This window comes from Streptomyces sp. NPDC048514, from assembly GCF_043199955.1.
Taxonomy (GTDB): domain Bacteria; phylum Actinomycetota; class Actinomycetes; order Streptomycetales; family Streptomycetaceae; genus Streptomyces.
Genome location: NZ_JBICWT010000014.1, coordinates 98,995 through 111,930, shown reverse-complemented (window position 1 = coordinate 111,930; position 12,936 = coordinate 98,995). Strand labels below are relative to the sequence as shown.

Here is a 12,936-nt window from a genome sequence, read left to right as displayed (position 1 = left end):
GGGGAGTGCTGCGGGGACGGTGCGGCGAGAGTGACGGGGGCGTTACGCTCCGGACATGGGCCGCGGGGTCGCCGGGTACTCCGGGCGGCAGGAATGGCGGTAGTCGGGTTACCGTTCGAGTGGCCGTTGTGGGCTTTTCCCGTTTGACACGGGGGCGGGATGTACCGTCACACTCCGCAGCGTCACACGAGCCAGCAGTACGCCGCGACCCCGGGACCAAGGCCTGGGGAGGCCCCAGCGTCGACCGGAGAGAAGAGCCAAGTTGTCCCCGACCAGCGAGACCGCACAGGGCGGCCGCCGACTCGTCATCGTCGAGTCGCCTGCCAAGGCGAAGACGATCAAGGGCTACCTCGGCCCCGGCTACGTAGTCGAAGCGAGCGTCGGGCACATCCGTGACCTTCCCAACGGCGCCGCCGAGGTGCCGGACAAGTACACCGGCGAGGTCCGCCGCCTCGGTGTGGACGTCGAACACGACTTCCAGCCGATCTATGTGGTCAACGCCGATAAGAAGGCCCAGGTCAAGAAGCTCAAGGACCTGCTGAAGGACTCCGACGAGCTGTTCCTCGCCACCGATGAGGACCGGGAGGGCGAGGCGATCGCCTGGCACCTCCAGGAGGTCCTCAAGCCGAAGATCCCCGTCAAGCGGATGGTCTTCCACGAGATCACCAAGGACGCGATCCGCGAGGCGGTCGCCAACCCGCGCCAGCTCAACCAGAAGCTGGTCGACGCCCAGGAGACCCGCCGCATCCTCGACCGCCTCTACGGCTACGAGGTCTCGCCGGTCCTGTGGAAGAAGGTCATGCCGCGCCTGTCGGCCGGCCGCGTCCAGTCCGTCGCGACCCGGCTCGTGGTCGAGCGGGAACGCGAGCGCATCGCGTTTCGTTCTGCCGAGTACTGGGACCTGACCGGCACCTTCGCGACCGGCCGCGCGGGAGACACGTCGGACCCGTCGTCGCTGGTCGCCCGCCTCCAGACCGTCGACGGCAGGCGGGTCGCGCAGGGCCGCGACTTCGACTCCCTCGGGCAGCTCAAGAGCGCGAACACCCTCCACCTCGACGAGGCGAACGCCCGCGCCCTCGCCGCCGCCCTGGAGAACACCCGCTTCTCCGTGCGGTCCGTCGAGTCCAAGCCGTACCGCCGCTCGCCGTACGCCCCGTTCCGTACGACGACGCTCCAGCAGGAGGCCAGCCGCAAGCTCGGCTTCGGCGCGAAGGCGACCATGCAGGTCGCCCAGAAGCTGTACGAGAACGGCTACATCACGTACATGCGTACGGACTCCACGACGCTGAGCGACACCGCCGTGACGGCCGCCCGCGCCCAGGTCACGCAGCTGTACGGCGCCGACTACCTGCCCCCGCAGCCGCGCACCTACGCCGCCAAGGTCAAGAACGCGCAGGAGGCCCACGAGGCGATCCGCCCCTCGGGAGATCGTTTCCGCACTCCGGCCGAGACCGGTCTCACCGGCGACCAGTTCAAGCTCTACGAACTGATCTGGAAGCGGACCGTCGCCTCCCAGATGAAGGACGCCACGGGCAACTCCGTCACCGTGAAGATCGGTGGCGCCGCCGCCGACGGCCGGGACGTGGAGTTCAGCGCCTCCGGCAAGACGATCACCTTCCACGGCTTCCTGAAGGCCTACGTCGAAGGCGCCGACGACCCGAACGCCGAGCTGGACGACCGCGAGCGCCGGCTGCCGCAGGTCCACGAGGGCGACCCGCTGTCCGCCGAGGAGATCACGGTCGACGGCCACGCGACCAAGCCCCCGGCCCGCTACACCGAGGCCTCCCTGGTCAAGGAGCTGGAAGAGCGCGAGATCGGCCGCCCGTCGACGTACGCGTCGATCATCGGCACGATCCTCGACCGCGGGTACGTCTTCAAGAAGGGCACGGCGCTCGTCCCGTCCTTCCTGTCCTTCGCCGTGGTCAACCTCCTGGAGAAGCACTTCGGGCGCCTCGTCGACTACGACTTCACCGCCAGGATGGAGGACGACCTCGACCGCATCGCACGCGGCGAGGCCAAGGCGGTGCCGTGGCTGAAGCGCTTCTACTTCGGCGAGGGCACGGTCACGGGCGCCGCGGCCGACGCCGGCAACGGCGACGGGGACCACCTCGGCGGCCTCAAGGAACTGGTGACCGACCTGGGCGCGATCGACGCCCGCGAGGTGTCGTCGTTCCCGGTGGCCAACGGCATCGTGCTGCGCGTCGGCCGCTACGGCCCGTACATCGAGCGCGGCGAGAAGGACACCGAACAGCACCAGCGGGCCGACATCCAGGACGACCTGGCGCCGGACGAGCTGACCGTCGAGCTGGCCGAGGAACTGCTGGCCAAGCCCAGCGGCGACTTCGAGCTGGGCGCCGACCCGGAGAGCGGCCACCAGATCGTCGCCAAGGACGGCCGCTACGGCCCGTACGTCACGGAGATCCTCCCCGAGGGCACCCCGAAGACCGGCAAGAACGCGGTCAAGCCGCGTACGGCCTCCCTCTTCAAGTCCATGGCGCTGGACACGGTGACCCTCCAGGACGCGCTGCTGCTGATGTCGCTGCCGCGCGTCGTCGGCACCGACGCGGACGGCGTGGAGATCACCGCGCAGAACGGCCGCTACGGCCCGTACCTGAAGAAGGGCACGGACTCGCGGTCGCTGCAGACCGAGGACCAGATCTTCACGATCACGCTGGAGGAGGCGCAGGCGATCTACGCCCAGCCGAAGCAGCGTGGCCGCGCCGCCGCCAAGCCGCCGCTGAAGGAGCTGGGCGAGGACCCGGTCTCCGGAAAGCCGGTCGTGGTCAAGGACGGCCGTTTCGGCCCGTATGTCACCGACGGCGAGACCAACGCGACCCTGCGATCCGGTGACAGCGTCGAGGAGATCACACCGGAGCGCGGCTTCGAGCTGCTCGCCGAGAAGCGTGCCAAGGGGCCCGCCAAGAAGACCGCTAAGAAGGCGGCGGCCAAGAAGACCGCTCCGGCGAAGAAGACCGCGGCCAAGAAGACGGCGGCGAAGAAGACGACGACCGCCGCGAAGAAGACGACCGCCAAGAAGACCACCGCGAGGAAGACGACGGCCTCCAAGACGGCGGCTTCCGGCCCGGAGGACTGAACCGCCCTCTGACACCCCGTCGGATCCCGGGCCACCAGCCCCGGCGGATCATGGGCCACTCCGTCCCGGCGGACTCCGGGCCACTCCGTCCCGTCATCCTCCGGGCCACTCCGGCCCGGCGGATCGTGGGCCACTCCGGCCCGTCGGCTTCGCAGAACGCACGCCCCGGCATCACTTTGGTGTCGGGGCGTGCGTACGTGTGGACGGGCTAGGTGTGGTGTCGGTGGCTGCGGATAGGCTGAACGCATGACGCGAGCCGAGCAGCCAACGGCCCCCACCACCCCCCCGGACGACGCCCTGGTCGCGGACTCCCGCGAGCGCGCCGTCCGGTCCCTGTTGCGCCGACCGCAGCTGCGGCGCCTGTGGAGCGCACAGCTGGTGAGCGGAGTCGGCGACACCCTCGCCCTGCTTGTGCTGGTCGTCCTCGCCCTTCAGGCGGCGATCACCGAGGGCACGTTCGGCGGCGGCTACCGAGGCGTGGCGTTCGCAGTGGCGACGGTCTTCGCCGCGCGCATCCTCGCCGTGCTGCTCTTCGGCGCGGTCCTCCTCGGCCCGCTCACCACGCTGACCGCGCAGGACGGTCCGCTCGACCGCCGCTGGACCATGGTCGGCGCCGACGGCGTGCGCGCCTTGCTGCTGATCGTCGCCCCGCTGTGGATCGACTGGACCCCGGACAACGCACTCGCCGTCCTGCTGGTCACCGCCTTCGTCGTCGGTGTCGCCGAGCGGCTGTGGACGGTGTGCCGGGAGAGCGCGGCCCCCGCCCTGCTGCCCGCCCCGCCCCCGGAGGGCGCCACCGTACGGCCGCTGCCCGACCACCTCGACGCCCTGCGCCGCCTCTGGCTGCGCACCGGCTTCCTGGCGGTCCCGCTGGCCGCCGCCGCGCTGCTCGTGGCCGCTCTGCTGAACAATCTGCTGGGCACCGGCATCGCGTGGTTCGACCAGCACCAGGTGGCCCTCGGGTCCTATGTGGCCGCGGGCCTGTTCGCCGCGTCCCTGTCCGTGCTGACCTTCCTCGAGCTGCCCGACACCCGCACCCCGCGCCCGCGGTCCCCGCTGGAGGGCCTGCGCCGCCCCCGCACCGGCGCCGGCGTCGACAAGGGCCGTACGGGGGCCGTTCCGCTGCTCGTCCCGGCCTGCGCCGCCGTGGCCGGGGCCATCGCCGCCGCCGTCGCGGTGTGCGTGCTGCACGCCAAGGACCTGGGCGGCGGTCCCGCCCTGTACGGCCTGCTGGTGCTGGGCCTGACCGGCGGCGTCGCCGTGGGCATCCGTACGGCCCCCGCGCTGCTGCCCTCGCTCTCGCGCCGCCGGCTGCTCGCCCTCGCGATCGCCCTCACCGGGATCGCGCTGCTGGCCGCGGGTCTCGTCCCGGACGTCACCACCGTGCTGCTGATCGTCACGCTGGCCGGCATCGGCGCGGGCGTGGCCGCCAACACCGGGCACGCCCTGCTCGACCAGGAGACCGAGGACTACCGGCGCGCCCGCACCACCGAGCACCTGCACGCGGTCGTCCGGGTCTTCATAGCGCTGGGTGCCCTCGTCGCGCCCCTGGTCGCGGCGCTGATCGGCCCGCACCGGCTGGAGAACGGCAAGTTCGTCTTCGCACACGGCGGCGCGGCCTTCACGCTGATGCTGGTCGGGGCGCTGCTGCTGCCGGTGGCCGCGCTGGTGCTCGCCAAGGTCGACGACCGTTCCGGTGTGCCGCTGCGCAAGGACCTCAAGGACGCGCTGCTCGGCGGGGACGACCCGGTCCAGACACCGGCGTCGAACGGCTTCTTCATCGCGCTCGAGGGCGGCGACGGCGCCGGCAAGTCCACCCAGGCCGAGGCCCTCGCCGAGTGGATCCGTGCCAAGGGCCACGAGGTCGTCCTCACCCGCGAGCCGGGGGCCACCCCGGTCGGCAAGCGGCTGCGCTCGATCCTGCTCGACGTGTCCTCGGCGGGCCTGTCCCACCGCGCGGAGGCGCTGCTGTACGCCGCCGACCGCGCCGAGCACGTCGACACCGTCGTGCGGCCCGCCCTGGAGCGGGGCGCGATCGTCATCACCGACCGCTACATCGACTCCTCCGTCGCCTACCAGGGCGCGGGTCGCGACCTGTCCCCGACCGAGATCGCCCGCATCAACCGCTGGGCGACCGACGGGCTCGTCCCGCACCTGACGGTCCTGCTGGACGTCTCCCCGGAGGCCGCCCGCGAACGGTTCACGGAGGCCCCGGACCGGCTGGAGTCCGAGCCGGCGGAGTTCCACGCGCGCGTGCGGGCCGGTTTCCTCACGCTGGCCGCCTCCGACCCCGGCCGGTACCTCGTCGTCGACGCCGGACAGGACCCCGAGTCCGTCACCACCGTGATCCGGCACCGGCTCGACACCGTGCTGCCGCTGTCCGAGGCCGAGATCAAGGCCCAGGAGGAGGCACGGAAGAAGGCCGAGGAGGAGGCCCGCCGCAAGGCCGAGGAGGAGGCCGCCCGCAAGGCCGAGGAGGAGCGCCTGGAGCGCGAGCGCCAGGAGCAGCTCGCCAAGCTGCGCGCCGAGGAGGAAGAGCGCAAGCGGCGCGAGCTGGAGGAGGCACAGCGCCGCGAGGCCGAACGGCAGGCGGAGGAGGCCCGGCTGCGGGCCGAGGAAGCGCGCCGGCGTGCCGAGGAGGAGCGGCAGCGGCTGCTCGCCGAGGAGAAGGCCCGCGCCGAGGAGGAGGCCCGCCGCAGGGACGAGGAGGAGCGGCGGCGCCGGCAGGCGGAGGAAGAGGCCCGGCTGCGCGCCGAGGAAGAGGCCAGGCAGGCCAAGGCGCGTGCCGAGGAAGAGGCCAGGCAGGCCCGGGTGCGCGCCGAGGAGGACGCCCGGCGCCTGGAGAAGCAGCGCAAGGCCGAGGAGGCGTTGCTGCGCGCCGAGGAGGCTCGCCGGCAGGCGGCCGAGGCCGCGGCGGCGGCCGACGCGGCGGCCCGCAGGCCCGGCTCAACCCAGGCGAAGGCGCCGGTGCCGGGTGTGACGCCGAGCGCGGCTCCGGACGCGGCTACGGTCGCGACCCCGGCGGTGTCGCCGTGGGCGCAGGGCGCCGGGGAGACGTTCCCGACGGCGGCGGCCTCACCGGGCACGTCCGGGACGGACACGCGCGCCGCGGGCAGGCCCGCGGCGGACCCGGGCACGGGCAGGCCGGAGGCGGGGACCGACGACACGACGGTGCTGCGGCCGGTGCGTGAGGAGCGCGGCGGGCCTGCCGCGGGCGCCCGGGGCGCCCACTCCGACTCCGAGGTGACCGCCGAGCTGCCGCAGCCGCCGGCCGCCGCCGGACCCGCGGACGAGACGGCCGTGCTGCCGCAGGTGGGTCCGGCCGGCGCGGCGGACGAGACCGCGGTCCTTCCCCCCGTGTCCTCCGGGACCCCCGCGGACGCGGTCGACGCCGCCGGCGGGACGGCCGTGCCGCCGGCGGCGCCCTCGGGCGCGGCGGACGAGACGGCCGTACTGCCGCCCGTGCGGGACGACGACCCGGCGACCCGGGTGCCGCCGGGCTTCTTCCGGGACGAGCGTTTCGCGGCCGGTCCCGATGGTCCCGATCGTTTCGAGGGTCATGCCGGCCCCGACGGCTCCGAGGGCGGCACGCGCGAGATGCCCCAGGTCGGCGCCGACGGCACGCCCCGCCGTCGGCCGCGCCCCGACTGGGCCGAGGAGACCCCGCTGGACGACCTGCCCACGTTGGCGGACGAACTGCTGGGCTCGTACGACGGGCAGGAGTTCGGCGGCCAGGACGAGGACCAGGGCCGCAAGGGCCGTGGCCGGGGGCGGCGCGGCTGAGAGCCGCGACCCCCGCTCGGGGAACGACGACGGACGTGAGCGGCGGCGCCTGCCGGAGCGGTGTCTGCCGGAGCGGCGGCGGACATGAGGGGCTGCCGGCGGCGCCTGCCGGAACGGCGACGGGCGCCGCACGGTCCGTCACCGGCGCGACCGCTCTGCATCCGGATCGCTCTGCGCCTTGCCGGCCCGCCTGCATCCGGACCGCTCCGCGCAATGGCGGCCTACATCCGGACCGCTCTGCGCCTTGACGGCCCGCATCCTGACCGCGCCGCATCCGCCCGGCGCTGTCGATGCCGGCCCGGCGCCGGCGGCGGGTGTGGCCCTGGGCCGGCGGCGGCCGTTGCCCCTGCGCTGACGGTGCCTGGCACCGTGCTGTCGATGCCGTGGTCCCGCGGTGTCAGTGCCCACCCGCACAATGGACTGCGGAACGCGAAGTGTGACGAAAGGGCGGCCTGACCCATGACCGTGTGGGACGACCTCGTCGGGCAGGAGAAGGTGAGCGCGGTGCTCGACGCCGCCGCGCGGGACGCCGACGCCCTCGTCACCGCCGTCGCGGCCGACGAGCCACTGCCCGAGGCGTCGAAGATGACACACGCGTGGCTGTTCACGGGGCCACCCGGCGCGGGCCGGAACCAGACGGCCAGAGCCTTCGCCGCGGCCCTGCAGTGCGTCAGCCCCGACCGCGCCCTGGGCGGCTCGCCCGGCTGCGGCTTCTGCGACGGCTGCCACACCGCGCTGCTCGGCACGCACGCGGACGTCACGACGGTCGCCGCGGTGGGCTCCGAGATCCTGGTGAAGGACATGCGGGACACGGTCCGCAAGTCGTTCACCTCACCGGCGACCGGTCGCTGGCAGATCATCCTGGTCGAAGACGCCGAGCGGCTGAACGAGAAGTCGGCCAACGCGGTCCTCAAGGCAGTCGAGGAGCCGGCCCCGCGCACGGTGTGGCTGCTGTGCGCCCCTTCCGTCGAGGACGTCCTGCCCACCATCCGCTCCCGCTGCCGCCATCTGAACCTGCGCACGCCGTCGGTCGACGCCGTCGCCGACATGCTCGTGCGCCGCGACGGCATCGAGCCCGGGATCGCCGCGTCCGCCGCACGCGCCACCCAGGGCCACGTCGACCGGGCCCGCCGCCTCGCCACGGACCCCGCCGCCCGCGAGCGCCGTACGGCCGTGCTGCGGCTGCCGCTGCGCCTCGACGAGGTCGGCGCCTGTCTCAAGGCCGCCCAGGAACTGGTCGACGCGGCCGCAGAGGACGCCAAGCAGCTCGCCGAGGAGATGGACGGCAAGGAGACCGAGGAGCTGAAGACCGCCCTGGGGGCGGTGCAGGGAGGCCGGTTGCCACGGGGTACGGCGGGCGTGATGAAGGACCTCGAGGAGATGCAGAAGCGCCGCCGCACCCGCACGCAGCGCGACAGCCTGGACGTCGCCCTCGGTGACCTCACCGCCTTCTACCGCGACGTCCTCGCCCTCCAGCTCGGCTCCCGCGTGGCGATCGCCAACACCGACGCCGAGGACGCCCTGGACCGGCTCGCCCGGGGCAGCAGCCCGGAGTCCACGCTGCGCCGCATCGAGGCGATCGCCGCCTGCCGCGACGCGCTGGACCGCAATGTGGCCCCGCTGCTCGCGGTGGAGGCGATGACGATGGCCCTGCGGGCCGGGTGAGTGTCGTGTCCGGAGACCGGTGGGGTCGCGGGCGTGCCGACCGCACGCCCGAAAGCTCCGCCGCTCCGGTCACGCCCCCGGTGTTGTCCCCCGTACGAGCAACAATCCACACGCATCGCACCCAGATGATCGCCCAGCGTTACGCTCGCCTGATGCACACCAGGTCAACCTCCCCCCGCCGGTCCCCGCACCGGGCCCGGGTCTCGCGTACCCGGGCGACGGCCCGCCTCCTGGCCCCGCTCCTCACGGCCGCCGCGCTGCTCGTGACCGCGTGCTCGGCCGGGGGCTCGACCACGTCGGAGGGGACGGTGAACGCGGCTCTGGCCGCGCTGCCGCGTTCGACGCCGTCGGCGCTGGCGCCGTACTACGCGCAGCGGCCGCACTGGCGCAGCTGCGGCGTCTCCGGCTTCCAGTGCACGACGATCAAGGCCCCGCTGGACTACGCCGAGCCCGGCTCCGGCGACGTCCGGCTCGCCGTCGCCCGCAAGAAGGCCACCGGCAAGGGCAAGCCCCTCGGTTCGCTGCTGGTCAACCCGGGTGGACCGGGCGGCTCGGCGCTCGACTACCTCCAGCAGTACGCGGGCATCGGCTACCCGGCGGACGTCCGTGCCCGCTACGACATGGCCGCGGTGGACCCGCGGGGTGTGGCCCGCAGCGAGCCCGTCGAATGCCTGGACGGGCGGCGGATGGACGCGTACACGCAGACGGACCTGACGCCCGACGACGCCAAGGAGCGCGACGCGCTGGTCGCGGCGGACAAGAAGTACACGGAGAGCTGCGGGGCCCACTCGGCGCGGCTGCTCAGGCACGTCTCCACCGTCGAGGCCGCGCGCGACATGGACATCGTGCGGGCGGTGCTGGGCGACCGGAAGCTGAACTACGTCGGGGCTTCCTACGGCACGTTCCTCGGGGCGACGTACGCGGGTCTGTTCCCTGAGCGGGTCGGCCGCATGGTGCTGGACGGCGCGATGGACCCCACCTTGGACGCCCGCCGGCTGAACCTGGACCAGACGGCCGGCTTCGAGGCGGCGTTCCAGGCCTTCGCGAAGGACTGCGTACGGCACGCCGACTGCCCGATCGGCGGCAAGGGCACGACGCCCGCGCAGGTCGGCGGCCACCTCAGGGCGTTCTTCCGCAGGCTGGACGCCCACCCCGTTTCGGCGGGCGACGCGGACGGCCGCAAGGTCGGCGAGGCACTCGCCACGACGGGGGTGATCGCGGCCATGTACGACGAGGGGACCTGGGAGCAGTTGCGCGGGGCGCTGAACTCGGTGATGAAGGAGAACGACGGCGCGGGACTCCTCGCCCTCTCCGACAGCTACTACGAGCGTGACGCGAGCGGTCGCTACAGCAACCTGATGGCGGCCAACGCCGCCGTGAACTGCGTGGACCTGCCGCCGGCCTTCACCGGCCCCGAGGAGGTGCGCAAGGCGCTGCCCCAGTTCGAGAAGACGTCCCCGGTCTTCGGCGCCGGCCTGGCCTGGGCCTCGCTGAACTGCGCGTACTGGCCGGTGAGGGCGACGGGCGCACCGCACCGCATCACGGCCGGGGGTGCGGCGCCGATCGTGGTGGTCGGCACCACCCGGGACCCGGCGACCCCTTACCGCTGGGCACGGTCCCTGGCCCGCCAGCTCTCCTCGGCGCGCCTCCTCACCTACGTCGGCGACGGCCACACCGCGTACGGCCGAGGGAGTGCCTGTATCGACACGGCGATCAACACCTACCTGCTCCGCGGCACCCCTCCGGCCGAGGGAAAGCGCTGCTCATAGCCCTTCCGCCCGTCCCGCAGCCCTGCGCTCCGGGGCGGGTACGGAGCACCCACGGAAACTGTGTACACTTACGGACGTTGCCGATCGCACCATGGTGCGGGCAACGCGCCGCTTTAGCTCAGATGGCCAGAGCAACGCACTCGTAATGCGTAGGTCTCGGGTTCGAATCCCGAAAGCGGCTCCATTGAAAGCCCAGCTCAGACACCGTCTGAGCTGGGCTTTTTCGTTCAGCGGATGCGCCGACGACGTTGCGCACGGGCCGCGCGGGTGTCAGCGGTCTCAGTTCTGGTCTCAATGGGGCCCGGATTCGGGACCGACGGAGACGACGGTGGCGGCACGAAGAACTCGCCCATTCGTCGCATGGCGTCCTTTGACAGATGCGACCGGCCCTTCACGTACCGCCGGGTCTGACTGATCTGCGTGTGCCGCAGGATCTCCATGATCGTGGGCATGTCGACGCCCAGCTCGTTCAGGATCGTGCCGGCAGTGTGGCGACTCCCGTCGTACAGCCGCCGGTCATCGATCCCGGCCTCCTTGAGCAGCTCCTTGAATTCCTCATAGTCGGCGCGCGGGTCGAGCGGGCGCCCGTCCGGCCGCGAGAACACGACCTCGTGTTCCTGCCACAGTTCCCCAGCGGCGGCCCGCGTAGCTTCCTGCTGGGCCCTGTGGTCGTGAAGGAACGGCACGAAAACGGGTGGGATCGGGACGGCGTTCCGGCTCTTCTTGGTCTTGGGGCGGGTGAAGACGAGACCGCCCTCCCTGCGGTCCGGGCAGGCGCTCGCGTGCTTCGTGCACGTCTTGGTACACGGTTTGGGGCAGCCGCGCTTGTAGCTCTTGTGCGTGATGCAGTCCGCGGGGCACGCCTCGAAGCGGTGCAGGCGCGCGCCGCAGGCGTGTGGGTCGCCGCACCCGTGCCGCCATGTGAGGCGCTGTAGCTGCCACTCGGGGTGGAACAGCTCCGCTTCCAGGTCGCCATAGGGCCACCGCAAACCGAGCGTCTCGCCCTGCCGGAATCCCATGCCGACACCGACGATCCACCGCATGAAGGTGGGGCGCTTCGATGCGGCTTCGAGGAACGCTTTGGCCTCCTCCTTGGTGAAGGGGTTGGCCTCAGTCTCATCCACGCTCGGCGGGTCCACGAGCGTGGCGACGTTCTCACCGACGATGCGGCGACGGTGGGCGATCTTCAGGGCGCGGGACAGAATGCGGTGCACCTTCACGACATGCGAGGGAGCATGGCCGGCATCGAGCAGGGTATGGGCGGCGCACCTATCCAGGTTGCCGGGATGGCAGACCGCCGGAGCGGACAGTGCCGGTCATGCTCCCGGGAAAGCTCTACTTCGCGCTCGAATCGCAGGCGTGGACGGGTGGCATGGCGTTCTATGACCCGAACGTCCCCGATCAGATGGCTGCTCGCGCATACCTGCTCACAGCTGAACAGTTCTCTGACATCGCTGCCCAGGAGATGTACAGAGAGCCCGGGACGATGCTGGACCTAACGAAGGTGCTCGCTGCGGGCCGGGAAGAGATGGGCCCCGGGCGCTATGAGACCCTGGTCTGTCCCGGTTACTTGGACGGGCATCCAGTCCTCACGTTCACTGCCCCGTGGGGGATCCGTGACGTCGAGTGGAACCCACCGGCCGCCAACTACCTGCGGCACCTCGGGTCTGGCCTGCTTGAAGCCCATGGATGGCCGACCAAGCAGATCGCCGGCTATCTGGCCACCCGTCCAGGTGCGGCTGGTCATTGGACGGCAGACGGTGTAACCGACCTGCTTAGAGGCTGAAGAGCGGCAGGCCCACCTGCGGCCAAGGGCGTCGGCGCCCTGGAGGCGTGACTCCCCGCTCGATCGGGCACGCGTGGGGCACGATGACGTCTCGTTGCCTGTCTTGCCTATGGCGCCTAAGTTGGCGAACCAGCCACGTTATCGAAGGAAGCACTCTAGATTCGAACGCGTCTCGATGGTGTTGCTGAGGGGGCGTGTGTCTGATCTATCAGTCGCTCTGGTTGCAGGTGGATCAGCGCTTGGCGCCAGCCTGGTGACCGGGGTGCTCACCTGGTTGGCAGGACGGAGTCAGACCGGGCTACAGCTCGCCGATCAGCGGAAGGTACGGCGGGAGCAGCTGCGGCGTGAGGCTTATGCGAGATGCATCGAACTGCTGACCGAGCACTTGACGTTGATCACGGACTGTGGTCGTGCTGGGTGGGAGGGAGCGCCGCAGAGCCTGAATGCCCTCGGTGCTCAGACTGAGGCTCTGACGCGGCGTGGTTTCGCCGGTCTTGCGGAGTTGTACCTACTGGGTCCAAATGCCGTGGTTGATCTCTTTGCGCGTGCCCAGAGCAAGCTCGAAGAACTTGAGCGAGCCACGAAGGAGGCGCTGAGATCACCCCGCCCATCCGATGACAGTGAGCTCTATGCCCTCATTGAACAGCAAGCCGTGGACGTGGGAGAGGCCCTGACTAACTTCTGCGTGGCGGCAAGAGTCGCGCTTGATTTCCACCGTTGACCGTCCGATGGCGAACTCTGTGCCTCGGCTGATCGTCCGTTAAGTTCCGACGTCACCGCTGCTGTACGGCCTTGTTGGTGTCAGCTGCTGATGTCCCACGCCACACGCAGTCTTGACA

General features: G+C 71.6%; 5 protein-coding genes, 1 tRNA gene and 1 pseudogene. 6 read left to right on the top strand and 1 reads right to left on the bottom strand.

What is annotated here, in order from left to right; genetic code table 11:
* The first annotated feature begins 262 nt into the window (after positions 1–262).
* The 5 genes from topA to ACGFT2_RS29095 all read left to right on the top strand — a co-directional run bounded on the left by topA (position 263) and on the right by ACGFT2_RS29095 (position 10,495).
* Positions 263–3,094 carry a type I DNA topoisomerase gene (gene topA / locus ACGFT2_RS29115; RefSeq protein ID WP_393283700.1) on the top strand — a complete coding sequence of 944 codons (2,832 nt, stop codon included), beginning with the start codon at positions 263–265 and terminating at the stop codon, positions 3,092–3,094.
* A gap of 246 nt (positions 3,095–3,340) precedes the next feature.
* Entirely contained in the window at positions 3,341–6,877 is a 3,537-nt protein-coding gene (gene tmk / locus ACGFT2_RS29110; protein ID WP_393283697.1) for a dTMP kinase, read from the top strand.
* Positions 6,878–7,336: 459 nt separating this feature from the next.
* Positions 7,337–8,542 carry a DNA polymerase III subunit delta' gene (locus ACGFT2_RS29105; RefSeq protein WP_393283695.1) on the top strand — a complete coding sequence of 402 codons (1,206 nt, stop codon included), beginning with the start codon at positions 7,337–7,339 and terminating at the stop codon, positions 8,540–8,542.
* A 152-nt stretch (positions 8,543–8,694) separates the two neighbouring features.
* Positions 8,695–10,311: an alpha/beta hydrolase gene (locus ACGFT2_RS29100; protein ID WP_393283692.1), complete on the top strand. Its 1,617-nt coding sequence runs from the start codon at positions 8,695–8,697 to the stop codon at positions 10,309–10,311.
* A gap of 107 nt (positions 10,312–10,418) precedes the next feature.
* Positions 10,419–10,495 (top strand) — tRNA-Thr (locus tag ACGFT2_RS29095).
* A 43-nt stretch (positions 10,496–10,538) separates the two neighbouring features.
* Here the strand turns inward: ACGFT2_RS29095 and ACGFT2_RS29090 are convergent.
* Positions 10,539–11,564, bottom strand: a pseudogene (locus ACGFT2_RS29090) (tyrosine-type recombinase/integrase); the annotation flags it as partial.
* A 65-nt stretch (positions 11,565–11,629) separates the two neighbouring features.
* On the opposite strand from ACGFT2_RS29090, the gene ACGFT2_RS29085 reads away from it, so the two are divergent.
* Positions 11,630–12,097 carry a histone deacetylase gene (locus ACGFT2_RS29085; RefSeq protein ID WP_393283689.1) on the top strand — a complete coding sequence of 156 codons (468 nt, stop codon included), beginning with the start codon at positions 11,630–11,632 and terminating at the stop codon, positions 12,095–12,097.
* Positions 12,098–12,936: the final 839 nt, after the last annotated feature.